The organism is Pseudomonas sp. BP6, assembly GCF_017875935.1.
Classification (GTDB): domain Bacteria; phylum Pseudomonadota; class Gammaproteobacteria; order Pseudomonadales; family Pseudomonadaceae; genus Aquipseudomonas; species Aquipseudomonas putida_Y.
In genome coordinates this window covers 1,850,180-1,873,642 of record NZ_JAGINI010000001.1, presented here as the reverse complement: position 1 = coordinate 1,873,642, position 23,463 = coordinate 1,850,180, and the positions used below count along the sequence as shown (strand labels likewise).

Genomic DNA, 23,463 nt, shown 5'->3' with positions numbered 1-23,463 from the left:
CCTTTTTTTGGCCTGGTATTTTTGAGAAGCGGACAACGCCACTGCAACGTTCGGTGTGTGAGCGGGTTGCCCCACGGACGTGACGTAGCCGGTGCCATGCACCACGTTCGCCCAATCAGACTGCGGCCAGCACCGCCTTGGCTTTCTCCAGCGCCATGCGCGCACGCTGTTCGCCGCTGATGCCCTGCTCCAGCAATTGCCGCGTAGGGGTTTCCAGGCTCAGCGGCATGCTCGGCGGCAAGGCGCGTAACAGGCCAACCAGGTCAGCATCGCCATCACCCGGGAAGCGACGTTCGTTACGCGCCTGGCGCAGTATCTCGTCCATGTCGGCCGGTACCGGGCCAGCAACGTCACACAGTTGGGCATAGCGCATGCGCTGCGGCTTCAGCTGCGCCAGGTCGTCCAGCGAAGACCCGGAGCGGTTGAAGTGGAAGGCATCCACCAGTACGCAGCCATTGGCGCGGTCGGCGTTGGCCACCACCCGCATGGCCTGGCGCAGGTCACGTACGTCGGTCCAGGGCATGAACTCCAGGTGAGGGTGAATGCCGTATTGCACCGCCAGCTCGCACAATGCGGCAAAGCGTTCGGTCAGGCGCGCTTCGTCGGGGTCGTTGCCCGCTACCAGCAATTCAGTGCCACCCAACCCGGCGCCCACCGCCAGGATCGCTTCGAAATCGGCTACACAGGTTGCCGGCTCAAGGCGCAGGATCTCCAGGTCGAGCACCTTGATACCCGTGTCGCGCAGGCGCGCCTGGGTTTGCCGGCGCAGTTCGGCATCGGCTACCAACGGGAAATGCCGCTCCTGTTCGGTGGCGGGTACCAGCCGTAGGCCGACATGGCTGTAGCCCGCTCGGGCGGCGGCCTCGACCATGTCCGGTGGAGACAGCTCGAGCACCGTCAGGGCCGCGAGGGAAAAAATTCGATCAGTCATTAATCATCACCAGCAATAGTAAGGTTGCATCAGCCAATGTGCGCGGGCGCGCAAGCCCGACCGCTCTGGGCTGCCTGCCTTATCGCTTCGATCAGCGCCAGTGTGCGCCCCCCGTCGGCAGCGTCGATCAGCGGCGCCTGTTCACCCCGGGCAACCCGCACAAAATGCTGCAGTTGCAGGGTCAATGCCTCGCCGGCGGGGATGCTTTCCGAGCTTTGCAACAGGGGCGTATGCCAGCCCGAGCCTGCCTCGGCGTAATGCCAGCGCTTGAGCTGGGGAATGCTCAGTGCTCCTTGGGTGCCGGCCAGCAGATAGCACGGCTGGCCGTCCTGGCGCGGGTACACGGGGCTTTCGCCAGCGTCCAGCTCCCAGCTCCACGGTGCAGCCACCGCGTCGGACCCGGTCAGGCTGCCCAGGGCACCGTTGGCAAACTGCAGCAGCACCGCGGCGCTGTCTTCGTTGGCAAAACCGCGGACATCGTTGCGGGTGAAGGCCTGCACCTGCACCACCTCGCCGCACAGGTAACGCAACAGGTCAAGGTCGTGGATCAGGTTGGTCAGCAAGAAACCGGCCCCTGGCTCGCGGCGCCAGGGCGTTTCGAAATAGTTGTCGGGCTTTTGCAGCTGCCACAGCGCGGTGACGTTGATCAAACGGCCCAGTTTGCCTTCGTTGATCACCTGGTGCGCCTTGGCGATCAGCGGATTGTGTCGGCGATGGTGCCCTACAAGCACCGGCACACCTCGGCGGCGTGAGGCTTCCACCAGTGCACGCACTTCATCCAGGTGCACGCCCACCGGTTTTTCCAGCAGCACCGGCACCCCGGCCTCGACACAATCCAGGGCGGTGGCGACATGCAGGTTGTTGGGATTGGCGACGATCACTGCCTCGGGGCGCACCTGCTCCAGCATTTGCCGGTGGTCGGCAAAGCAAGGCACGCCGCACTCGGCAGCGAAGGCCTCGGCCTGCGGGCCGGGGTCGGCCACGGCACACAGTTGGGCTTGCGGCACATTGCGCAAATGCTGGTAATGCTGCCGGCCCATGATGCCGGCGCCAATCAAGGCAATACGAAGGGGTGGGTTCAACAGCCTGTCCTCTTGTCATTGTTGTCATGAAATTCTGAAACCTGGTTCCACAATTTACACTCGACAATTTAGAACCAAGTTCAGCTTTTCAGAAGAACAGGTGCAACAGACTGTGCGGTAATCGACCGGAATATCCCCTCAGGCAAACAGCTCGCTGGCGGGACTGGCCGCCGACAGCTCTTCTGCCGCCGCCAGCAATAGCGGTGCCAGCGCTGTAAGGCGGCTCTGTGCCAGCCGCGCGCTGGGCCCGGCGATGCTCAGCACGCCGATCACCTCGTCACTTTGCGGCCGGCGCACCACTGCGGCCAGGGCTGAGGTGCCGATGGCGGAGGTTTCCTCGACCCAGGCATAACCACGCTCGCGGGCGCGGTGCAGGTAGGCGAGCAGCTCGTCGGTGGAGCGTGGCGCGTTGGGGCCGAACTGGTCGGGGTCGGCAATACCCTGGCGCAACACCATCTGCAGCGCCTGCTCATCGTCCAGGCTGGCTAGCCAGGCATGCCCGGAGGCGGTATAGAACAGCGGCGCGTCGCGCCCCATATCCGGGTCATAGCGCAGCCCGGAGCGGGCCCCCTGGGACTTGGCGATCCAGGTTTGCCGGGCACCGTCGATCACCCCAAGGCGAACGAGTTCGCCGCTGTCCTGGGCCAGGCGGTCAAGAATCGGCTGGATGATGTCGGCACCGCTGCTGGCGAGGTAGCGAAAGCCCAGCGCTACCAGCTTGGCCGACAGCTGATAGCGGCTGCTTTCCCGGTTCTGGCGCACGTAGCCCAGCCGCACCAGCTCAGTGAGCATGCGGTGGGCAGCGCTTTTGGGAATGTCCAGGCGCTCGGCCAGGGTTTGTAACGGCAGCCCTTGGGGTTCACCGGTAAGGCTTTCTACAAGACTGAAGGCGCGTTCGATCTGACTACCAGCCATGTCACAGGTCCCTGATTTTTTGCGGATTCTAGAAGATGATTCCACATCGTCGCCAGCCAGCGCAGCTCGGGCCACCTCGAATGTCCGATGATCGCCCAGTTCTTGCCTGACATGCCCGACCTGACCTTGCAGGACCACCCGCTGCCGATAAGAATGTGGAACATTGTTCCAATAAAAACACAGGAAACCCGCAATGTCTTCCGCTCCTCTCGAAACCGCATGCGATGTACTGGTCATAGGTTCTGGCGCCGCCGGGCTGGCGGCGGCCGTCACGGCTGCCTGGCATGGGCAGAAGGTGATCGTGGCGGAGAAAGAACCGGTGTTTGGCGGTGCCACCGCCTGGTCCGGCGGCTGGGCCTGGGTGCCACGCAACCCGCTGGCGCGCAGGGCCGGCATCGAGGAAGACATCGAGCAACCGCGGACTTATCTGCGCCATGAGCTGGGGGCAAACTACAATGCCGAGCGCGTCGATGCCTTCCTCGAGGCGTGCCCGCACATGGTAGCGTTCTTCGAGAAGTACACGGCGTTGCAGTTTGCCGACGGCAACGGCATCCCGGACATGCATGGCGATACGCCGGGGGCAGCCCTTGGCGGCCATCAGGTGATCGCTGCGCCCTACGATGCCCGCGAGGTTGGCGCCCTGCTGCCACGCTTGCGCAAGACCATGCGCGAAACCTCGTTCATGGGCATGCCGATCATGGCCGGTGCCGACCTTGCCGCCTTCCTCAACATGACCCGCTCGCCCAAGGCCCTGCTACACGTGTGCAAGCGCTTTGGCCGCCACCTGTACCACCTGGCCCGCCATGGTCGGGCCATGCACCTGGTCAACGGTGTGGCGCTGGTGGCGCGCCTGGCTAAATCCGCACAGGACCTGGGTGTACACCTGCAGGCGTCGGCGCCGGCCAAACGCCTGCTTATCGAGGGTGGCCAGGTGCGCGGGGCGTGGGTCGCTACGCCACAGGGCGAGCAACTGATCCGCGCCAAGGCCGTGGTGCTGGCGGCAGGTGGTTTCCCCAATGACAACGCCCGGCGCCAGCAACTGTTCCCGCGCGATGCCAGCGGCCACGACAACCTGGCGCTGCCGCCCAAGGGGTGTTCTGGCGATGGCCTGCGGCTGGGTGAGTCCGCCGGCGGCGTGGTTGCCACCGACCTGAAGTCGCCAGTGGCCTGGGCACCGGTTTCACAGGTGCCGTATCGCGACGGCAGCGTCGGCCACTTCCCGCACATTATCGAGCGCGGCAAACCGGGCGTTATCGGCGTGCTGGCCAACGGCAAGCGTTTCGTCAACGAAGCGCATGGCTATTACGACTATGTGTCGGCCATGATCGCTGCAGTGCCGCAGGGTCAGGAGGTGTGCTCGTGGCTGGTTTGCGATCATCGCTTCTTGCGCCGCTATGGCCTGGGGCATGCCCGCCCGGCACCGCTGCCGGTAGGCCCGCATGTGCGCAACGGCTACCTGAAACGCGGCGCCACGCTCGAGCAGCTCGCCCAGGCCTGCGGCATTGACCCGTCCGGGCTGCGCGCCACGGTCACTGACTTCAATACCCATGCCCGTAACGGCCAGGACCCGGCGTTTGGCCGCGGTTCCACGCCGTTCAACCGCAAGCAGGGTGACCCACAGCACAAGGGCCCCAACCCTTGCGTGGCGCCCATCGAGCACGGGCCGTTTTATGCGGTGAAAGTAAAGCCCGGCTGTTTTGGCACCTTTGCCGGGTTGCGCACCGACGGCAATGCCCGTGTACTGAATGAGGCCGCACAACCGATTGCAGGCCTGTACGCAGCAGGTACCGACATGGCCAGCGTGTTGGGTGGCTGGTATCCGTCGGGTGGCATCAACCTGGGGCCGGCGCTGACCTTTGGCTATGTCGCCGGGCGGCATATTGCAGGGGTGCAGGAGTATGAGTGAGCTGATCCACGCTACCTGGGTGGTTGGCGGTCTCCAGGAGGACACTGCGAAAGGCCGTGGCGCTTGAATCGAGCGCCACGCGGCCTGATTTTTCAGCGTTGTCGTCCCTCAGCTCACAGGTCTGGCTGCGCAACGCTCCTGAATCTGCGCCAGCCAGTAGGCCACATCCACCTCGTCGATCTGCTCGGTGCGCAGGAAGCGCTCGGCATATTGGCGAAATACCCCGCTGCTGAGGAACAGCTGTAGCAGTTGCCCGTCGACGTGCCCCTCGCGGGCCATGGACACCAGGATCTTCACCGATTCAGACAGCGTCTTCGGAGGTTTGTACGGCCGGTCTGCTGCCGTCAGTGCTTCGAAGATGTCGGCAATCGCCATCACTCGCTCGGCAATGCCTAGGTCCTGCCCGTCCAGACGGCGCGGATAGCCGCTGCCGTTCATCTTTTCGTGGTGGTTGCCGGCGATGTCGGGTACCCGCTTGAGCTGGCGCGGCAGCGGCAGTGCACTGAGCATGATGATGGTCTGCACGATGTGTTCGTTGATCTTGAAGCGTTCTTCGTCAGTCAGCGTGCCACGGCGGATCGACAGGTTGTACAACTCGCCGTAGTTGCTGGCGTGGCCTGGCAGGTGCATATCGAACCCCCAGATATTACGCGGGTCGCCCTTCACCACCGGCGGCGTGCGAGTACCCCAGGGCACGCAGTGCTCGGGGCGGTCGGCCAGCAATGGCTCCTCTGTCGGTAGTTCAGGCTGCGGCACGCCGACAAGGCGTTCCGCCTCGTCTCGGGAGATGCCCAGGCGGTTATCGAAATGGCGCAGCCAGCGTCGCTTGCCGATCACCTGCAAGCGCTGGATATCGGTGTCCTGCATGAACTCGCCGCCGATGTTGGCCTGGGCGACGAAAGCGAAGTCGTCCTGCAGCTCGGCCTGGCTTCGGCTCAGTGCGGCTTTCAGCACCTGCTGGTCGGCGCCGCTGGCCAGGCCTTGCCAGTAAGCCAGCTCCGCATCGCGCCACAGCACTTCGAAACGCATGCGTACTTCGTGAATGCGGTTGTACAGGGTCTCCAGCTTGGTCGCCTTGTCCACCACGTACTCGGGGCTGGTGACCTTGCCACAATCGTGCAGCCAGGCTGCCACACGGAACTCGTATCGCTCTGCCTCGGTCATGCTGAAGCTGGCGAACGGGCCGCTATCGGCTGCCATTGCCTCATCCAGAAGCATCTGAGCCAGCTGAGGCACCCGCTCGCAGTGGCCACCGGTATAGGGGCTCTTGGCGTCGATGGCGTCTGCCAACAGCTTGATCATGGCGTCCAGCAGGCGTTGCTGGGCTTCGACCAACTGGCGGGTCTCGATGGCCACTGCAGCCACACCGGACAACTCCTCGACAAAGCGCCGGAATGCCTCGCCTACCCGCTCATGCGCCTGCTCTTCGTCCATTTGCAGGACCAGTATGCCCAACAGTGCCTGGCTACGGTCATTCAGCACCACGGCCAGGCTGCGCTCGTGCAGGCCGAGGGCCTGGGCCACTGTTGCAGCCAATTGCTGCCGGGCGCCTTCGTCCACTGCCAGCTCGCTTGGGTAATGTTCACCGCGGCACGAGGCGGCCAGGCGCAGCAAAGCCTGTTCAGCGTCGTACAGGTAAACCCCGCCGGCGTCGCCCCCGGCAGCTTCTACCAGATGGCTCAGCACGCCATCGAGCATGCGCTCCAGGTCTCGCTCGCGGCTGAGCGCAAGGGTAATCGCCTGAAAGTGGCGAATAGTACCGGACATGCGGCTCAGCACACGGCTCAGCTCACGCACCTCGGAAACCCGCGAGTGCACGCCCACTTCACGGCTGAAATCAAAACTGGCCAAACCTTGAACCTGCTCGCGCAACAGCCGCAGCGGGCGACCAATGCGCCGGCCAAGCACACCGCCGAGCACCAGCAACACGGCCATCAGTGCCACGGTCCAGAGCAACTGCTCGAACAAGACTTTGCGTGCCCCCACCAGCAGCTCGTGGCCTGGTACGGCAATCAGCACGTGCAAGTCGTGCCCGGCCAGGGTGGTCAGCTGCACACGAATGCCATACCAGGTCTGGCCGTCCACCTGATAAGGCTGAGGCTGGTTGCCCTTCGGCAGGTCAGCGTATAGCTGCGCCAGGCTGGGAGCGCCCAACTCGGCGACCCGCGACAGGCGCACGCCTTGCCCTTCGTGCACGATTGCCCGCTGCGGGTCCGGATAGGCCACAACGTTGCCCTGGTCATCGACCACAACAATCTCGGTACCAGGGGTCATGCGCAGGTCCTGAGTCTCGCTGGCCAGGTCGTTGACCGAAACGTCCAGGCCGATCACGGCCCCACCGTCGACGCTACGTTGGGCCATGGTCAAGCCAACCTCACGGGTGGTGAAGAACACATAGGGACGAGTCAGTACAGTAGCGGGTTGTACCGTGGCTTGAGCGAACCAGGGACGCAGGCGTGGATCGTAGCGATAGTCAGGTTTGGCCTGGGCCTGCAACAAGTTCAGCGCCCGATCATAAAAGCGCCACTCGCCCTGCACCTTGGCGCCGTCGCCATGGCTGACGCTCTGCACCAGAAAAGCCGTGCCCGGTGGAGCGGCGAAACGCTGCATCAGCTGTGGGTCACGCAGGCGACGCACCAACAGGAACTCGCCGCTGGGGTAACCCAGATAGGCGGCGCTGAGCATGCGGTTGGCGTCCAGCATTTCCACCAGCTGTGGCAGCCGATCCATGCGCTGTGCCTGGGTGTGAAGCGTCGTGTTGTGGGCAAGCAGGCGAATGCTGCTTTGCGCCGGCTCGATCAGGCGCCTGGCGCGCTCGTCGATCGTCTTGGCAACCTGCTGGGCAGCATCGCCAGCAGCAGCCACGAGGGTTTGGCGAATTCCGCGGTAACCCTGCCAGGCCAGGGCGGCGCCGAGCAGCAGCATGCCCAGCACGATAGCCAGCGCCACCAGCCACTGCAGTGAAATACCACGTCCTGTATTGCCAACAACACGCCCCGTCGACACGCAGCCCATCCCAGGTACTCCATGTGCGGCACATTGCCTTGGCTGATGTCTGCAGCAGTGTAGAGTGCGCGTGAGCGTTCTGCCGGGCCGGCAACACGTTTACAGACGAGCGTGCAAGGCTTTCTACCGCGACACAGGCGACGTGGGCCATGATCAGGGCATCAGCCGCGCAACTGGTACCAGGTGGTCTTGAGCTGCGAATACTTGTCGAGCGAATGCAGTGACAGATCGCGGCCAAACCCCGACTGCTTGCCCCCACCGAACGGCACCGTCACATCCAGCGCATCGACCGTGTTCACCGACACAGTACCGGCTTTCAACGCTCGCGCGACCCGGTGCACCTGGTTGAAGTCGTCGCTCCACACCGAGGCAGCCAGGCCATAGATGCTGTCGTTGGCAAGGCGCACCGCCTCTTCTTCCGTGTCGAAGGCGCTGACTGCCAGCACCGGGCCGAACACTTCCTCCCGCGCCAGGCTCATGCGCCCCTCGACACCGGCAAAAATGGTCGGTTCGATGTAGTTGTCCGAACCTTCGATGGTAAGGCGTCGGCCGCCACACACCAATCGCGCGCCCTCTTGCCCGGCACGCACGATGGCGGCCTCGATGCGGCCGGTCTGCTCGGCATCGACGATGGCCCCGGCGCGGCTCGCCGGATCCAGCGGGTTACCGGGCAGCCACTGGCGAGCCTTGGCCTGCAGGCGCTCGATGAACTCATCGTGAATGGCACGCTGCACGTACAGCCGCGAGTTGGCCGAACACACTTCGCCCTGGTTGAAGAAAATGCCGAAGGCGGCCTTTTCCGCCGCCAAGTCCAGGTCCTGGCAGTTGTCGAACACCAGGTTCGGGCTCTTGCCGCCGCACTCCAGCCACACCTGTTTGAGGTTGGACTGCGCCGAGTATTGCATGAAGTACTTGCCCACCTGGGTGGAGCCTGTGAACACCAGGCAGTCCACATCCGGGTGCAGGCCCAGCGCCTGCCCGGCCTGCTCGCCCAGGCCCGGCACCACGTTCAGTACGCCTTCCGGCAACCCCGCTTCCAGCGCCAGTTGGGCCAGGCGCAGGGCGGAGAACGGTGATTGCTCGGCAGGCTTGAGTACCACGCTGTTACCGGCAGCCAGTGCCGGAGCCAGCTTCCAGGCGGCCATGTCGAGGGGGAAGTTCCACGGCACCACGGCCGCGACCACACCGAGTGCTTCGCGGGTGATGGTGGCCAGCGCATTGGCAGCAGTGGGTGCCACCTGGTCATACAGCTTATCCAGCGCCTCGCCGTACCAGGCGAACACATGGGCAGAGCCCGGCACGTCGATGTTGAAGGCATCCATCACCGGCTTGCCCATGTTCAGCGAGTCCAGCAATGCCAGTTCTTCATGATGGGCCATGATCAGCTCGGCCAGGCGCAGCAGCACTTTCTTGCGCTCGCCCGGCGCCATGCGCGGCCAGGGGCCTTGCTCGAAGGCTCGACGGGCGCTGGCGACAGCCAGGTCGACCTCGGCATGGCCGCAGGCGGTAACCTGTGCCATTACGTTGTTGGTGGCGGGGTTGATGGCTGCGAAGGTGGCGCCATCCTGTGCGTTGACGGGTTTGCCGTCGATCAGTGCATGGGCCGGAAGGTAGAGGTCCGAGGCGCGTTGTTGCCAGAATTCGAGCGTGTACATTTGTACTCCAGACGACCGTCGTGGCGGTCCTTCTTGCGCAAGTAACAGGTACCACACAGTCCGCAAGCACGCCGCACTCCCTCTGTGGGAGCGGGCATACCCGCGAATCAGGCGACACGGTGGATGGCACCGGCTTCGCCGGTGTTCGCGGGCGTGCCCGCTCCCACAGGGAAGCGCGTTACCCTTGTCAGCGGCTTAGAGCTTGCCGACCAGCCGCGCAGTGCGGTCTACGGCTATCCGGGTCTTCTCCACCAGTTCATCCAGCTCGCTGTGGTTGGCGATCAAGGCCGGGGCCATGATCATCCGGCCCAGGGTCGAGCGAATGATCACCCCTTCCTCGAAACCAAAGGTGCGGCACTGCCAGGCCAGGTCGTTCTCGTTGGCAAAGCGTTTGCGCGTCGGCTTGTGCTCGGCGAACTGCAACGCTGCCACCAACCCGGCGCCCTGCACCTGGCCGATCAACGGGTGGTCGGCGAACACCTCGCGCAGGATGCGCTGCAGGTACGGCCCGGTGTCATCCTTCACCTGGGTGACGATGCCTTCGTCACGCAACGCCTTCAGGTTGGCGATGGCCACTGCCGCCGCCACCGGGTGGCCGGAATAGGTCAGGCCGTGGGCAAACACCCCGCCACGTTCCACCAACGCCTCGGCAATGCGCTTGCTCAGCACCAGGCCACCCATGGGCACATAGCCGCTGGTCAGGCCCTTGGCGATCGACAGGGTGTCGGGCTCGAAGCCGAAGTATTCATGGGCGAACCATTCGCCGGTGCGGCCAAAGCCACCGATCACCTCATCGGCGCACAGCAGCACGTCGTACTGGCGGCAGATACGCTGGATTTCCGGCCAGTAGCTTTCCGGCGGGAAGATCATGCCGCCCGCCCCCTGGAAGGGTTCGGCAATGAAGCCGGCAACGTTTTCGGCACCCAGTTCGAGGATCTTTTCCTCCAGTTGCAGGGCGCAGCGGCGGCCGAACTCGGCCGGGGTCAGTTCACCGCCCTCGGCGTACCAGTAGGGTTCGTCGATGTGTGCCACATCCGGAATCAACCCGCCCATGTCGTGCATGAACTTCATGCCGCCCAGCGCCGTGGCCGCCAGGGTCGAGCCGTGGTAGCCGTTCCAGCGGCCGATCATGATTTTCTTGGATGGCTGGCCAACCACCTGCCAGTAGCGGCGTACGGTGCGGATCAGTACCTCGTTGGCCTCGGAGCCGGAGTTGGTGTAGATCGCGTGGCTGTAGTGCCCCGGCAGCAGGCTGAACAGCAGTTCGGACAGTTCGATCACCGCCGGGTGGGTGGTGTGGAAGAACATGTTGTAGTAAGCCAGCTGATCCATCTGCGTGGCCGCGGCGGCGGTCAGGTCACGGCGGCCATAACCGAGCTGGGTGCACCACAGGCCGGACATGCCATCCAGGTAGCGCTTGCCCTCGCTGTCCCACAGGTGCAGGCGTTCGCCACCGACGATCACCCGCGGCCCTTCGGCGTTCAGCGCCTTCTGGTCGAGGAAGGCATGAATGTGGTGCGCGGCATCGGCTGCCTGGTAGTCACGGGTCTGGCGTTGCGGGGCGAAAGGCGCGTTCATTGTTGGTTTTCCTTTGCGGTGGGGTTGCAGGGCGGCTGGCGCTCAGCGCAGCTTGCCCATGTAGCTTTCCAGCGGGTCCTTGCCCAGCACGCCCTGGGCATTGGCCAGCGCGTCGATGAACAGGGAAAACAGCTCGGACTGGGTGCCGATGTCGAGCTTGGCGTAGACGTTCTTGCGGTGCGACTTGATGGTGTCTTCCGACACGCCCAGCCGCTCGGCCAGCGACTTGGTCGAGTGGCCACGCAGGATCAACTGGGCGATACGGCACTCACGCTCGGTCAGCAGCGAGCTGCCGAAGTTGTTCAGCGCCGCGTGGATGCGTTGTTCGAGGATGTTCTCGAAGCGCCCGGCGCGGCTGTCCAGCCCGGCGAAGTGCTTGCCCAGCACCGCCAGCGCCCAAGGCGTGATACGCCCGTACAGCTCGCGGGTGTGCGCATCCAGCTTGTCGGTGAATGCCAGCGACACCGCCAGGCTCTGCCCCGGCGCAACCTGCAGGATGTAGTTGAGCTCATCCTCCAGGTGCGAGTGCCGGTAGAACGACTGGTAGTATTCGCTGACCTCGAAATGGTCGGGCGCCACTTCGAACAACCCATAGCAACCCGATTCGACCTGCTCCACACACGCCCCGTAGAACGGGTCGAGCAGGTAGAAGCCCGACAGGTAGCGGCTGACATTGCCCTCGGGCTGCCAAGGCGCCTTGTCATCCTGCTCGAACAGCGCACAGGGCATGCCGTCGTGCGGGTACAGGTACACCGTGGTCGCCTGGATCGGCCGGATCACACCCAGTGCCGCAAACAGGCTGGCGGCAAAGCCCGGCCGGCCGATCGCCTCGGTGACCTTGGCCTGATGCTCGAACCATTGTTCTGAAAGCAGTTGATTAGTCACTGTGGGCCTGCCGTTTCTTTTCAGTGGCACCGCCGCCAGTGCGGTGCGTCGTTGAGCAGATACTCCCACGGCGCTGCTGGCACCGGAATCACCCTTTGGGGTGAGCCGGGCAAGGGCAGTGACCGCTCACCCCAAAGGGTGATTCCGAGTGCCTGCAGGGTGTGGGAGCATCGACCTGCCCCAGCGCTGCGAGCTTTCCGCTCGACCTCCTTGCACAACACCCAACGGTTGCGAGCCCGCTCGCCTGCCGCGGTGTCCTGCATCCCTTTTCAGGAGTTAGCAATGCATACAACAACAAGTACAGCCCATAGCCCCGCCCCGCATGCACCCTCGCAACCCGGCACCAGCACCGGCCGCTTCCGCAAGTCCATGGGCATGACCGCCCTGGTGCTATTTGGCCTGGCCTACATGGTGCCCCTGGCCGTATTCACCACCTACGGGCTGGTCACCCAGATGACCAAAGGGCACCTGCCCACCGCCTACCTGCTCACGCTCGCCGCCATGCTGCTGACCGCCTACAGTTACGGCCGCATGGTCCAGGCCCACCCCTACTCCGGCTCGGTCTACACCTACACGCGCAAGGCCTTTGGCAGCCATATCGGCTTCATCACCGGTTGGACACTGCTGCTCGACTACATCTTCCTGCCGCTGCTCAGCTACCTGCTGATCGGCATCTACATGTCGGAATACTTCCCGGCCATCCATGCCTGGGTGTGGGTCGCGGGCTCCATTGCCCTGGTCACCTTCCTCAACCTGATCGGCATCGAGTCGATCACCCGGGTCAACTGGATACTGGTGGTGGTGCAACTGGTGTTCATCATCGTCTTCGTCGCCCTGTCCATTCTCAAGCTCAGCGGACAGGCGGAGCCGGTGTCGCTGCTGGCCCCCTTCCACCACGAAGGCTTCAGCGTGCCGTTGATCATGACCGGTGCCGCCGTACTGTGCCTGTCGTTCCTCGGTTTCGATGCGGTGTCGACCATGGCTGAGGAAACCAGCAACCCGACCTACCGCATTCCCGTGGCGATTCTTGCGGTGTCGTTGATCGGCGGGCTGCTGTTTCTGGTGGTGTCTTACTGCGCACAGATGGTGTTCCCCGACTGGGGCAGCTTCGCCGACCCGGATTCGGCCTCGGTGGACGTGATGCGCCGGGTGGGCGGCGAGCTGCTGGTAACCGCCTTCACCGCTACCTACGTGGCCGGCTGCTTCGCCTCGGCCATGGTGTCCCAGGCCAGCGTGTCGCGCGTACTGTTCGCCATGGGCCGCGACGGCGCATTGCCGCGGGCATTCGGCCAGCTGGTGACGAAAAAGCGCGTGCCGGCCACTGCCATCCTGGTGGTCAGCCTGCTGTCCCTGATCGCCCTGGTGATCACCCTGGATACCGTGGCCAACATGATCAGCTTTGGTGCACTGTTCGCCTTCTCGGCGGTGAACCTGGCGGTGGTCAAGCACTACCTGGTCGACCAGAAACTGCGCGGTTGCCGCAACGCCCTGCTGTACGGCGTCATTCCCGGGCTGGGCTTTCTCAGCACGCTGTGGCTATGGAGCAGCCTGACCAGCCTGTCGTTTACCATCGGTCTGTGCTGGATGGGCCTGGGCCTGTTGGTGCTAATGGGGCTGACCCGTGCATTCCGCATGAAGCTGCCAGAGCTGCAGATGGCCGAGTGACGCCTGACGACTTGCGCGCCTTTGCCTCGCGGGTACCGGTGCTGGAACGCAAGGCCGGGCGCTGAGGCGGTGCGAGCATTCATGGATATGACCTGTGCGGGCCGCTTCGCGGTCTTACCTGCTGAGGGGCCGGCACTGGCGCTTCGAGCTGTATACAATCACTAAAAAGCTTGCTTACAATACCGAGCGCCTATGACATCGGTAATCGCCGATGCGTATTGCGCAGGCTTGCACCATGTCATCTACAAACCCTGCAAAAACGCTCCTCGTCAAAAACGCCGCACTGCTGGTCACCATGGACGGCGAACGCCGCGAAATCAAGAACGGCGGCCTGTTCATCGAAGACAACCTGATCAGGCAAGTCGGCCCCAGCGAAACCCTCCCGCAGCACGCCGACGTGATTCTGGACATGGCCGGCAAGGTGGTCATCCCAGGCCTGGTCAACACCCACCATCACATGTACCAGAGCCTCACCCGCGTGGTACCGGCCGCTCAGGACGGCGAGCTGTTCAACTGGTTGACCAACCTGTACCCGATCTGGGCGCGCCTGACTCCCGAGATGATCGCGGTGTCGACCCAGACCGCCATGGCCGAGCTGATCCTGTCCGGCTGCACCACCTCCAGCGATCACCTGTATATCTACCCCAACGGCTGCAAGCTCGACGACAGCATCCACGCGGCGGCCGAGATCGGCATGCGCTTCCACGCCGCGCGCGGCAGCATGAGCGTGGGCCAGAGCCAAGGCGGCCTGCCACCTGACTCGGTGGTGGAAAAGGAAGCCGACATCCTCAAGGAATCGCAACGCCTGATCGAGGACTACCACGATGCCAGCCACGGCTCGATGCGCCGCATCGTGGTCGCGCCATGCTCGCCGTTCTCGGTCAGCCGCGACCTGATGCGCGAAGCTGCCGTGCTGGCGCGCCAGTATGGGGTGTCGCTGCACACCCACCTGGCCGAGAACGTCAACGACATCGCCTACAGCCGCGAGAAGTTCGGCATGACCCCTGCCGAGTACGCCGAAGACCTTGGCTGGGTCGGCCACGATGTATGGCATGCCCACTGCGTGCAGCTCGACCAGCACGGCATCGAGCTGTTCGCCCGCACCGGCACCGGCGTGGCCCACTGCCCATGCTCGAACATGCGGCTGGCCTCGGGCATCGCCCCGGTGCGCAAGATGCGCGACCACGGCGTACCGGTGGGCCTGGGGGTCGACGGCTCTGCCTCCAACGACGGCGCCAGCATGATCGGTGAAGTGCGCCAAGCGCTGCTGCTGCAACGGGTGGGCTTTGGCCCTGACGCGATGACCGCACGCGAAGCACTGGAGATTGCCACCCTGGGTGGCGCGAAAGTGCTCAACCGCAATGATATCGGTGCACTGGCCCCGGGCATGGTCGCCGATTTCGTCGCCTTCGACCTGGGCCATGTGGCGTATGCCGGCGGCCACCATGACCCATTGGCGGCACTGGTGTTCTGCACCCCGACCCAGGTGCATACCAGCGTGATCAACGGCCGCGTCGTGGTGAAAGACGGCCAGCTGACCACTGTCGACCTGCCGCGCGTACTGGAGCGCCACAACCAGCTGGCACATCAGTTGGTCAGTGGCACTTGATGCCAGGCATCAGCTCGGCATCGCCGGGTTGAATGAAGGTCATGCGCAGCCCTTTGGGCTGCGCTGCCATGTAGAGAAGCTGCGGGTAGCGCACACTACGATGTCATATCCACTCAAAGGGCCATGACCATCTCATGCCAGGCCATGCCGCCGTGGTCCGACGGCGACGGTTTCACGTATCGGTAGCCCAGCTTCTGGTACAGGGCCACATGCTGCTCCTTGCACATCAGGTGAATGGTCTGCTTGCCCGCCGCACGCATGCGTTCGATGAATTCGTTCATCAACACTTTGGCGTAGCCTTTGCCTTGGTGGGCCGGGTCTACAACCACCGACATGATCACCACGTTCGCTGCCGCCGGGTCATGGCCGACCAGCTCTTTGAAGGCCTCGTCGGCCATCACGACCTCGTGGGCGCAACCACTGTTGATGAAACCAACGATCTCGCCGTCACCTTCCAGCACCAGGAAGCCTTGTGGGTACTGCGTGATACGCGTGCGGATTTTCTCCAGCGTGGCTGCCTCATCCCCTTCATAGGCGCCAATTTCGATGGCGTAGCAACGCTCGGCATCTGCGGGGACGGGGGTGCGAAACTGGAGGGCGCTCATGGCAAGTATCCTAGGCAATGGTAAAGGCAGCCGCCATGATAAATGAGCATCGTCCTTGCGCTCCATCATTGCGAACTCGCTCAGGTTGGGCGTGTGATGCTTGCTGCTTGCCAAGGACGGCAAGCATCATGGGAGCCTTGCTCTATTGCCACGGATACGCCGATGAACGCTGTAACTTCCCCCTCCACCGAACAAAGCCGCTGCAAACGCCTGAAAGCGGCCAGCAGCAGGGATCATGACAGCGTTGATCAACTGGTGATGGCAGCGCGGCCTTTCGAGAACCGCGCGCGCTATGGACGCTTCCTGCAGGTGCAGCACCGCTTTCATGGCAGCCTGCTGGCGTTGTATCAGGATGAACAGCTCAACCAGCAACTGCCTGGGCTGGCGGCGCTGTCGCGTTTCGCGGCGGTAGAGGCCGACCTGATCGACCTGGGCCTGCCACTGCCAACGTCCCCCCAACCGGTCTGCGTCAGCTCGGCCCAGGCCCTGGGATGGCTGTATTGCAGTGAAGGTTCGAACCTGGGGGCGGCGTTTTTGTTCAGGCACACACAACGTCTTGGGCTGGATGGCGACAAGGGCGCCCGCCACCTGGCCCCCCATCCGGATGGCCGAGCGCTGCATTGGCGCGAGTTTGTTGCCAGGCTGGACAGCCTGGTGCTGGAGGAACAGGAAGAAGCAGAGGTGGTGGCAGGGGCGATTGCTGCGTTCGACAGTTATCGGGGGCATCTGCGTGAGGTATTTGCAGGCAGTTGACTGAGCGCAATGGCACCTGTTGCGGGTACTGCCCAGCACCAACCACCCCGGCAATGTTCTTCAAGTTGTTGCTGCAGCGAACTTTTTCTTTATTCCCTGTCTATGTGTGAGGCGCAGAAAGGTAGCGGAACGCGAGACAAGGTTCGCCCCACACCTGCTGGCCAGATGGCTCAATTGTTATCAGAGGTTGGCTACGCTCATGAAAATACGTGTCGCAAGGTTGGTGCTGCTCGGCCTGTTCTCGTTCGCGGCGGTGGGCACTGCATCGGCAACACAAATGAAAGCCGTCGAGGCCGTTGCACCGGTCGTTCAATCACCGTTGCAGCCAGCCGGCAACCCTTGGTCAAGGGTGGCCAGTGCGGCCGTTGAGCAGCCGGCCACGCTGCTGGCGCACGATGACAATCGCTGGCACCACCACCGAAGCGACTGGCGCCGCGAACAGTGGCGGCGTGAACAAGCCCGCCGGGACTGGGAGCGGCGGCGCGACTGGGAACGGCGCCGTGATTGGGAGCGCCGCCATGAGCGCGCCATGCGCCAGCGTCATCATGACGCGCATCATTATTACCGCCGTTGAAGCCCATGCGATCGGTTTTAGGGGCAGTGTCAGTCGGCCAGCTGGGGAGCCTCGCCCGCCGCCTCTGCCTCCATCTTCAAGCGGTCCGCCTTGCAGATGTACTTGGGCTTGCGTGGCGCCAGTTTGGCACTGGCCTTTTTGGCATGCGCCTGCAATAGCTGTTTGATCTTTTTACGACGGTTCATGGTCCACGGGGCCTGTCAGTACGGTTTCGCTAACGCCATCATACCCCGGCGGCCGGGAAATGCGGTGAATCATGCCAAGGTTCATGCAGGGCAGCGACCCTGCCGGGCACTCCCCCGCACCGCCTCGGCCAATGTGCGCAGGTTGGCCTGGTGCGCATTCACCAGGCTGGTGATGCTGTTGTCCGCGGCAGTCTGCACGGACGTACGGCAGGTCAGTTCGGCCTGCCCTTCCTGCTTGAGGCGCCACACGGCCTCCAACGAGGCGTAGCGCCCTGGCACCGTGTCGAAGCGTTGCACATCCACCCGCAGCGACGCCTTGCCGCCGCCCGCCGGGCCGCCCAACCGGTCCTGCAAGGCGCTGCGGAATTCATCCACCAGGTTGGCGCCCCACCACTCCGTTTCCAGAATGGCCAGGCCGCTCTGCCCTTGCCGCACGACCAACTGCGGGCGGTCGACCTGGGGCGGCATGGCCACCCTGACCACCTGGATGCGCTGGCCGCTGTCACGCACCGGTTCGCTCGGTACCAGCGTGTGGTAGTTGTTCGGCGTACTGCTGCAGCCCCCGAGCCACACCAGCAGGCTGGCCACACATACATTGCGCAGTCGTTGCATAGGTTGTCTCCTCAGGGTTCAAGGTCTGCGGCCCCGGCCGCTTTTGGCCGGCCACGAATCAGCGACTCGGGGTGGCGGCCAAGATAATCGGCAAGGTCGCGTAGCGAACGCGACATCCGCTCCAGCTCGTCCAGTGCTTCGCCCATTCGCTGGCGCTGCGGCGAGTCTTCGGAAATGGCCGAGTTGGCCGTACGCAGGGTCTTGTGCACCTCGTCCAGCGCCACGTTCACGTCCGGCAGTGTCTGGCCATTGAACTGCCTGAGGCTGGCGCGCAGCTCACGCAGGCTGCCGTCCAGGTTACCAGCGATGCTTTCCAGCGGCAGCTTGGCAATGCGCTCCACTACCCGCTGCAACTGTTCCTGCAACTGCTCAAGGCTGCCGGGCAACGTCGGGATCATGATGGGGTTGGCAGCCATGTCGAAGGTCACCTTGGGGGCATCCGGGTAAAAGTCCAGCGAAATGAACATCTGCCCGGTGATCAGGTTGCCGCTACGTGCCTGGGCCCGCAGCCCATGCTCGACAAAGGAGCCAATCAGTTTCCGCGCACCTTCCATATCGCCCTCGGTGTGCTTGAACACCGCCAGCATCTTGCGGTGCACCGGCCCTAGCCGCTGCGGGTAGATCACCGCATCGACCACGACCGGGAAGCTCTGCCGTGTAGCATCGTAATCGAGCTGAATCGAGGTAACCCGGCCAAACTCCACCCCCTTGAACTCCACTGGCGCGCCCACCGACAGGCCGCGCATGGCCTGGTCGAAGCGCAACTGCAGGTACTGCGCCTGGCCATGCGGAGGCGACAGCGCCCTATCGCGGTCGGCGAATAGCTGGAAGCGGGCCTGGTCGGCAGCAGGCTCGGCTTGCGCGGCGAAATCGGGCGAGCCAAAGGCCAGCCCGCCCACCAGAATCGACGACAGCGATTCGGTATCGACCTTCAGGCCATTGGCACCGATCTGCATGTCGATGCCACTGGCATTCCAGAAACGCGTGTCAGCAGTGACGAACGTGTCGTAGGGCGCCTGCACGAACACGCCAATCTCTACCCCCTTGCCATCGTCCTGGAGGGCAAAGGACACCACCTCGCCCACCGGGATCTTGCGGTAGTAGATCGAAGAGCCGATATCCAGCGAGCCCAGGTCGCTGGCAACCAGAACAAAACGCTTACCCTTTTCGTCATAGGTGATCGGCGGTGGCAGTTCCAATCCGACAAAGGACTTTTCCGGCACGTTCGATTCACCGGAGTCGGCCCCGATGAAACTGCCCGATAGCAGCGTGTCCACCCCGGAAACCCCACCCACGCCGATACGCGGTCGCACCACCCAGAAGCGCGCGCCCCGGGTGGCAAACGATCGGGCATCGTTGGAGAGCTGCACCTTGGCCACCACGCTCTTCTTGTCGTCGGCCAAGTCCACCGTGGTCACTTCGCCAATCACCACGCTGCGGTATTTCACCTGGGTCTTGTGCGCCACCAACCCCTCCCCGCTGTGGAAAGAAATGGTAATCACCGGTCCTTGCTGCATCCAGTTGCGCACCACCAGCGAAGCGCCGATCAGGATTGCCAGGATCGGCACGATCCATACCAGCGACACACTCCAACGCCGGGTGCGCACTTCAACCTGCCCCGCGCCCTCGCGCTTGTCAGTCTGCTGCCCCATCAATGCGGCCTCCCCTCGTTGGCATGGTTATCCCAGATCAGGCGTGGATCAAAACTCATCGCAGAGAACATGGTCAGCACTACCACCATGCCAAAAAACAGAATGCCCACGCGAGGCTCGATGGTGCCCAGCCCGTGCAGTTGCACCAGTGCAGCCACCAGCGCCACTACCATCACATCGAGCATGGACCAATAACCGATCAGCTCGACGAAGCGGTACAACTGCGAACGCTGCCGGCAGGCCCAGGAAGAACCACGCTGGGCAGTGAACAGCAGCAGGCCAAGGGACAAGAACTTGATGGCGGGCACACCCACGCTGGCAATGAAGATGATCAGCGCAATGTCCCAGGCCCCGGCTTCCCAGAACTCCAGCACGCCACCGCCGATGGTGCTGTCTGTACCGCTGCCGAGCATTTCGGTGTGCATCACCGGCAGCAGGTTGGCGGGGATGTAGAAAATCAGTGCTGCCAGCAGAAACGCCCAGCCACGGCTGATGGCATTGGCCTTGCGCCGGTGAATGACAGCGCCGCAACGGTTGCAGGTGTGCGCGCCACTGCTTGTGTCGCATGCCTGGCCACAGCCATGGCACAGACACAAGCCAAGGTCGTGCGCATTGGCCGGAGTAGTCATACCTGTTCCCACAAGTCGCGGATGTCCTTGCCGGCAATGTGGATGATCAACATGCTCAGTGCGGCCAAGGCCAGCAGGCCGATACCGGGGATCACATCGAGCAGCCCCGCCAGCTTGATCACCGCCACCATCGCTCCCAGCAGACACACCTCCAGCATGCTCCAGGGCCTCAGGCTTTCCAGGCCACGCATGCACAGGGCAAAGCCGGGCGCACGCTGGCCGGCAAGAGCAAAACTCAACACCCAGCACAACAGGGCAATTTGCAGCAGCGGCGCAAAAATGATCGACAGCGCCATCACCAAGGCGATGAAGGTGATACTGCCGTGACTGAGGATCTGCACGGCGTCCCACAATGTGGCCGAGTGGGTCAGCCCCTGCATGCCGATGGTCATCACCGGGTAATAGTTGGCGAACACCAGCAGGACACCGCCCGTCACACTCAATGCCAGCCGCTGCTCGATGGTCAGTGACCTGTGCCGGTACAGCACACCGCCACAGCGCTGGCAAAGGGCACGTTGATGTTTGAGCAGCGGTGCACGGTGGTACACCGTGTCGCAATACTCGCAGATGATCAGATCTTGCGTCTGGCTCATGGTTTGCCCACAGGTAGCCTTGGATCAGGCCAAGAGGCTAATCGGAACGGCGTCTGATATCCGGTGTAGACCATCTGGGCAAAACTTCCATCACAGCGTCAAAGGCGAACTATCCTGTGAGGCGGGCTTTCCGCCCGGTGGAGGTGTGCCATGCGTACGTTCACGTGGAGTTACCTGGTGGTGTTACTGTGCGCAGCATCGACCGCCCAGGCACAGTCGGTGGTGCCGCTCAAGGGCCAGAGCAGCCAGCAGATGCAACTGGATATCAACGATTGCAATACCGTCGCCACCAATGCCGCAAATGGCGTGGCGACGTCCAGCGACCCACATGTCGGTGGCCGCGTTCGCGGTGCGGCTGTGGGTGCCGCCGCCGGTGCTGCAGGCGCGCAAGTGCGCGGCAACCAGCATGACGAGGTGTATGACCGGGTGGGTGACGATGCCAAGCAGCAATACCGGCAGAACCGTGCCGGCGAAGTGGCCGCCGCCGGGGCCGCGGTCGGTGGCATGCGCCAACGTCAGGAGCGGCGCCAGGACCGGCGCGGCCAGGACGAGGCAAAAACCCAGGCCCATGCCAGTGCCTACAGCGGTTGCCTGCAGGGGCGCGGCTATCAGGTCAACCCCTGAGCAATCGCCACGCCATGCCACTCCTGCTGGGGTGGCATGGCGTGCTCAGTTCAGGAACTTGGCCAGCTCTTCCCGGCAAAACTCCACGAACAACTGCGCCGGCTTGGTCAGCTGGACTCGCTTCAACCACGCCGCAGCCAGCCCCGACAGCGCCACCGGCTCGGCAATGTCGAGCATCGCCAGGCGCTGGCCGTCATAGGTGTATTCCGAGTGCGGGCGGGTAACCAGCAACGAAAAGCCAAAACCCTGACCGACCATACCGCGCACCATCTCGATCGACGGTGAACTGAAAACGATGTTCGGTGCCAGGCCCATCTCGTTGAACAAGCTGACGAAGTAGGTGCGGCTAGGGGCCACGTCCAGCAGGATCATCGGCTCCGGGCACAGGTCCCGCAGCGAGACTTGGGCCTGGCCGGCAAAGCGGTGGTTCTCTGGTAACAGCACATAGGGCTTCTGCGGCGGCATCAGCGGTTCGGCCTCGATGGTGCCGTCCAGGTCGTGGTCATAGAGAAACGCCAGGTCGAAGGTACCGGCGGTCAGGCCCTGGATCAGGTCCTGCTGTTCACCGTCGCGCAGGCGAATGTCCACACCCGGGTAGCGCTGGCGAAAGCCGGCGATCAGGCGCGGCAGGTAAAGTGGCGCCACGGTCTCGAAACAGCCAATGTCGATTTGCCCGGCGACGGTATCGTTGTCGGCCAGGGCGTTCTGTTCGAACTCATGGGCCATCTGCAGCAGCGACTTGGTCTTGGCATAGAAGCGTTTGCCGCTGGGCGTCAATGACACGCCTTGGGCGTGGTGGCGGATGAACAACTGCACACCGAAACTTTCCTCCAGGCTTTTGATGGCCGTAGAGATGGAGGGCTGGGCGATGTACAGCTGGCGTGACGCTTCGGCCACACTACCCGCTTCCACGGTGGTGACGAAGTACTTCAGTTGTCGCAAGGTATAGGCAGCCACAGGGTACCTCTCTGACGCTGGTCTGGGCAGGCTGGGTCATGCCTCACACTTTACCCTTGGCTATCGCTGAGCGGGCGCTGAGAGCCAAAGGATTTACCTATGCCTTGAACAGGTTTTTCTTAGGGGCTGCTGGTACCCGGTTAACGGGCCTCAGTGACAATGCAGCCACTGGTCAAAAATGCCCGAACGTCTTTACTGATAGTCATCGGCCTCAGGTAAACGGTGTGCGCTTACAAGATCGTGGTCACCAGTATCCTCGTCGACGATCAAGCCAAGGCTCTGGTGCTCTACCCTTGCGTACCTGATCCAGATTACCCAGAAGCTCTAGCCGGTTGCCCTTACCCCAATGCGCACCCACAAGGAAAACAGATGCGCCACGAATTCAGCGAAGTGCTCAACGACCTGGTCGACTACTTTCTGCTCGGCGATATCCAGTTGCTTGAGCGTTTCAAGCAAGACCATCAACTGCCCGACGACCTGGCGCACGCGTTCACTCACGGTGACAGCGGCGACCAAGCGGTGCGCGAAGGTATTGTGCTGCCGCTGGCCGGTGTCGACAACCTGCCCTACCGCATCCTGTTCACCCTCGACAACCACACACCGGCCCTGCGCGAGGCCGGCAGCCGCCTGAAGCACCGGCGCAATGGCTATGTGCTGCGGATCGAGCACGGTGCACTGATGCTGTACACCTGGCGCATCCTGCAGCACTTCACGCCCAAGACCCTGGGTGACCTGATGGGGCGTTACCAAGTGCCAGGACGGCCGATCATCGAGTTGGACAATGGCTGGTATGACGTGGAGGTGTTGGCGGGGGCACTGGTGCGCGATGGGTTGTACGAGCCGGCGTTCGAGTTCGTGTTGAAGAAGCGCTGGAGCCGGGGTGAGGCGACAGCTGTGGATACCGGGTATGCATTCGGGCTACGTGGCTACTTCGACTGATTGATCGCCTGTGCTGGCCTCTTCGCGGTTGCTTCACAGGCTTCGAAAGCTGTGTAGAAGCGGGTTCACCCGCGAAGAGGCCAGCACAGCCGAACTCGACCTTCAGGT

Annotated in this window: 21 protein-coding genes; 7 read left to right on the top strand and 14 right to left on the bottom strand. The window is 63.3% G+C overall.

The annotated features are described in order from the left end of the window. Positions 1-115: 115 nt before the first annotated feature. The 3 genes from J3A98_RS08640 to J3A98_RS08630 all read right to left on the bottom strand — a co-directional run bounded on the left by J3A98_RS08640 (position 116) and on the right by J3A98_RS08630 (position 2,928). Positions 116-931 carry a sugar phosphate isomerase/epimerase gene (locus tag J3A98_RS08640; RefSeq protein WP_209965338.1) on the bottom strand — a complete coding sequence of 272 codons (816 nt, stop codon included), beginning with the start codon at positions 929-931 and terminating at the stop codon, positions 116-118. 29 nt (positions 932-960) lie between these two features. Next, complete coding sequence (locus J3A98_RS08635; RefSeq protein ID WP_209965336.1) at positions 961-2,013, bottom strand: Gfo/Idh/MocA family oxidoreductase; 1,053 nt, start codon at positions 2,011-2,013, stop codon at positions 961-963. Between the two features lie 138 nt (positions 2,014-2,151). Then, positions 2,152-2,928, bottom strand: coding sequence for an IclR family transcriptional regulator (locus J3A98_RS08630; RefSeq protein WP_020190769.1), 777 nt, complete (start codon positions 2,926-2,928; stop codon positions 2,152-2,154). Positions 2,929-3,121: 193 nt separating this feature from the next. On the opposite strand from J3A98_RS08630, the gene J3A98_RS08625 reads away from it, so the two are divergent. Continuing rightward, a complete protein-coding gene (locus J3A98_RS08625; RefSeq protein WP_209965334.1) occupies positions 3,122-4,834 on the top strand; it encodes an FAD-dependent oxidoreductase in 1,713 nt (570 codons plus the stop codon). Positions 4,835-4,942: 108 nt separating this feature from the next. Here the strand turns inward: J3A98_RS08625 and J3A98_RS08620 are convergent, their stop codons facing one another. The 4 genes from J3A98_RS08620 to J3A98_RS08605 all read right to left on the bottom strand — a co-directional run bounded on the left by J3A98_RS08620 (position 4,943) and on the right by J3A98_RS08605 (position 11,958). Further along, complete coding sequence (locus tag J3A98_RS08620) at positions 4,943-7,849, bottom strand: HD domain-containing phosphohydrolase (RefSeq protein ID WP_209965332.1); 2,907 nt, start codon at positions 7,847-7,849, stop codon at positions 4,943-4,945. Positions 7,850-8,001: 152 nt separating this feature from the next. After that, positions 8,002-9,495 (bottom strand): aldehyde dehydrogenase, encoded by a 1,494-nt coding sequence (locus J3A98_RS08615; RefSeq protein WP_209965330.1) that lies wholly within the window; start codon positions 9,493-9,495, stop codon positions 8,002-8,004. Between the two features lie 195 nt (positions 9,496-9,690). Next, positions 9,691-11,073 carry an aspartate aminotransferase family protein gene (locus J3A98_RS08610; protein WP_209965328.1) on the bottom strand — a complete coding sequence of 461 codons (1,383 nt, stop codon included), beginning with the start codon at positions 11,071-11,073 and terminating at the stop codon, positions 9,691-9,693. 42 nt (positions 11,074-11,115) lie between these two features. Further along, on the bottom strand, positions 11,116-11,958 hold the full coding sequence (locus tag J3A98_RS08605) for a helix-turn-helix transcriptional regulator (protein WP_209965326.1): 843 nt from the start codon (positions 11,956-11,958) through the stop codon (positions 11,116-11,118). A 282-nt stretch (positions 11,959-12,240) separates the two neighbouring features. Here J3A98_RS08605 and J3A98_RS08600 point away from each other — a divergent pair, with 282 nt between their 5' ends. Further along, positions 12,241-13,623: an APC family permease gene (locus J3A98_RS08600; protein ID WP_209965324.1), complete on the top strand. Its 1,383-nt coding sequence runs from the start codon at positions 12,241-12,243 to the stop codon at positions 13,621-13,623. 235 nt (positions 13,624-13,858) lie between these two features. Beyond that, the gene (locus J3A98_RS08595; RefSeq protein ID WP_209965322.1) at positions 13,859-15,232 is read left to right on the top strand and encodes an 8-oxoguanine deaminase; all 1,374 of its coding nucleotides are present in this window, start codon (positions 13,859-13,861) and stop codon (positions 15,230-15,232) included. Between the two features lie 113 nt (positions 15,233-15,345). Here J3A98_RS08595 and J3A98_RS08590 read toward each other — a convergent pair whose 3' ends face one another. Then, positions 15,346-15,837, bottom strand: a complete 492-nt coding sequence (locus tag J3A98_RS08590) for a GNAT family N-acetyltransferase (RefSeq protein WP_209965320.1) — start codon at positions 15,835-15,837, stop codon at positions 15,346-15,348. A 162-nt stretch (positions 15,838-15,999) separates the two neighbouring features. On the opposite strand from J3A98_RS08590, the gene J3A98_RS08585 reads away from it, so the two are divergent. Next, positions 16,000-16,590 carry a biliverdin-producing heme oxygenase gene (locus J3A98_RS08585; protein ID WP_209965317.1) on the top strand — a complete coding sequence of 197 codons (591 nt, stop codon included), beginning with the start codon at positions 16,000-16,002 and terminating at the stop codon, positions 16,588-16,590. A gap of 199 nt (positions 16,591-16,789) precedes the next feature. Next, a complete protein-coding gene (locus J3A98_RS08580) occupies positions 16,790-17,164 on the top strand; it encodes a hypothetical protein (RefSeq protein WP_209965315.1) in 375 nt (124 codons plus the stop codon). A gap of 29 nt (positions 17,165-17,193) precedes the next feature. Here J3A98_RS08580 and J3A98_RS08575 read toward each other — a convergent pair whose 3' ends face one another. The 5 genes from J3A98_RS08575 to J3A98_RS08555 all read right to left on the bottom strand — a co-directional run bounded on the left by J3A98_RS08575 (position 17,194) and on the right by J3A98_RS08555 (position 20,835). Next, positions 17,194-17,349 carry a DUF2986 domain-containing protein gene (locus tag J3A98_RS08575; RefSeq protein WP_003250831.1) on the bottom strand — a complete coding sequence of 52 codons (156 nt, stop codon included), beginning with the start codon at positions 17,347-17,349 and terminating at the stop codon, positions 17,194-17,196. A gap of 81 nt (positions 17,350-17,430) precedes the next feature. Next, positions 17,431-17,961, bottom strand: coding sequence for a PqiC family protein (locus J3A98_RS08570; RefSeq protein WP_176684658.1), 531 nt, complete (start codon positions 17,959-17,961; stop codon positions 17,431-17,433). Positions 17,962-17,972: 11 nt separating this feature from the next. After that, positions 17,973-19,613 (bottom strand): MlaD family protein, encoded by a 1,641-nt coding sequence (locus tag J3A98_RS08565; RefSeq protein WP_176684659.1) that lies wholly within the window; start codon positions 19,611-19,613, stop codon positions 17,973-17,975. Continuing rightward, positions 19,613-20,242, bottom strand: a complete 630-nt coding sequence (locus J3A98_RS08560) for a paraquat-inducible protein A (protein WP_209965313.1) — start codon at positions 20,240-20,242, stop codon at positions 19,613-19,615. Before J3A98_RS08560 ends, J3A98_RS08565 begins: the two co-directional genes overlap by 1 nt. Beyond that, positions 20,239-20,835: a paraquat-inducible protein A gene (locus J3A98_RS08555; protein ID WP_014860839.1), complete on the bottom strand. Its 597-nt coding sequence runs from the start codon at positions 20,833-20,835 to the stop codon at positions 20,239-20,241. Before J3A98_RS08555 ends, J3A98_RS08560 begins: the two co-directional genes overlap by 4 nt. A 150-nt stretch (positions 20,836-20,985) precedes the next feature. On the opposite strand from J3A98_RS08555, the gene J3A98_RS08550 reads away from it, so the two are divergent. Continuing rightward, positions 20,986-21,459, top strand: coding sequence for a YMGG-like glycine zipper-containing protein (locus J3A98_RS08550; RefSeq protein WP_176684661.1), 474 nt, complete (start codon positions 20,986-20,988; stop codon positions 21,457-21,459). A gap of 45 nt (positions 21,460-21,504) precedes the next feature. Here J3A98_RS08550 and J3A98_RS08545 read toward each other — a convergent pair whose 3' ends face one another. Continuing rightward, positions 21,505-22,416, bottom strand: a complete 912-nt coding sequence (locus J3A98_RS08545) for a LysR family transcriptional regulator (RefSeq protein WP_004575413.1) — start codon at positions 22,414-22,416, stop codon at positions 21,505-21,507. A 369-nt stretch (positions 22,417-22,785) separates the two neighbouring features. Between J3A98_RS08545 and J3A98_RS08540 the strand changes: the two genes are divergently transcribed. Continuing rightward, positions 22,786-23,355: a hypothetical protein gene (locus tag J3A98_RS08540; protein WP_176684663.1), complete on the top strand. Its 570-nt coding sequence runs from the start codon at positions 22,786-22,788 to the stop codon at positions 23,353-23,355. Positions 23,356-23,463: the final 108 nt, after the last annotated feature.

Excerpts from the sequence above, each read along its gene's own strand:
- J3A98_RS08550 (WP_176684661.1), top strand. The coding sequence starts at position 20,986 with ATGCGTACGTTCACGTGGAGTTACCTGGTGGTGTTACTGTGCGCAGCA.
- J3A98_RS08600 (WP_209965324.1), top strand. The coding sequence starts at position 12,241 with ATGCATACAACAACAAGTACAGCCCATAGCCCCGCCCCGCATGCACCC.
- J3A98_RS08555 (WP_014860839.1), bottom strand. The coding sequence starts at position 20,835 with ATGAGCCAGACGCAAGATCTGATCATCTGCGAGTATTGCGACACGGTG.
- J3A98_RS08640 (WP_209965338.1), bottom strand. The coding sequence starts at position 931 with ATGACTGATCGAATTTTTTCCCTCGCGGCCCTGACGGTGCTCGAGCTG.
- J3A98_RS08625 (WP_209965334.1), top strand. The coding sequence starts at position 3,122 with ATGTCTTCCGCTCCTCTCGAAACCGCATGCGATGTACTGGTCATAGGT.
- J3A98_RS08595 (WP_209965322.1), top strand. The coding sequence starts at position 13,859 with ATGTCATCTACAAACCCTGCAAAAACGCTCCTCGTCAAAAACGCCGCA.
- J3A98_RS08630 (WP_020190769.1), bottom strand. The coding sequence starts at position 2,928 with ATGGCTGGTAGTCAGATCGAACGCGCCTTCAGTCTTGTAGAAAGCCTT.
- J3A98_RS08575 (WP_003250831.1), bottom strand. The coding sequence starts at position 17,349 with ATGAACCGTCGTAAAAAGATCAAACAGCTATTGCAGGCGCATGCCAAA.
- J3A98_RS08620 (WP_209965332.1), bottom strand. The coding sequence starts at position 7,849 with ATGGGCTGCGTGTCGACGGGGCGTGTTGTTGGCAATACAGGACGTGGT.
- J3A98_RS08585 (WP_209965317.1), top strand. The coding sequence starts at position 16,000 with ATGAACGCTGTAACTTCCCCCTCCACCGAACAAAGCCGCTGCAAACGC.
- J3A98_RS08615 (WP_209965330.1), bottom strand. The coding sequence starts at position 9,495 with ATGTACACGCTCGAATTCTGGCAACAACGCGCCTCGGACCTCTACCTT.
- J3A98_RS08580 (WP_209965315.1), top strand. The coding sequence starts at position 16,790 with ATGAAAATACGTGTCGCAAGGTTGGTGCTGCTCGGCCTGTTCTCGTTC.
- J3A98_RS08540 (WP_176684663.1), top strand. The coding sequence starts at position 22,786 with ATGCGCCACGAATTCAGCGAAGTGCTCAACGACCTGGTCGACTACTTT.
- J3A98_RS08570 (WP_176684658.1), bottom strand. The coding sequence starts at position 17,961 with ATGCAACGACTGCGCAATGTATGTGTGGCCAGCCTGCTGGTGTGGCTC.
- J3A98_RS08560 (WP_209965313.1), bottom strand. The coding sequence starts at position 20,242 with ATGACTACTCCGGCCAATGCGCACGACCTTGGCTTGTGTCTGTGCCAT.
- J3A98_RS08590 (WP_209965320.1), bottom strand. The coding sequence starts at position 15,837 with ATGAGCGCCCTCCAGTTTCGCACCCCCGTCCCCGCAGATGCCGAGCGT.
- J3A98_RS08565 (WP_176684659.1), bottom strand. The coding sequence starts at position 19,613 with ATGGGGCAGCAGACTGACAAGCGCGAGGGCGCGGGGCAGGTTGAAGTG.
- J3A98_RS08610 (WP_209965328.1), bottom strand. The coding sequence starts at position 11,073 with ATGAACGCGCCTTTCGCCCCGCAACGCCAGACCCGTGACTACCAGGCA.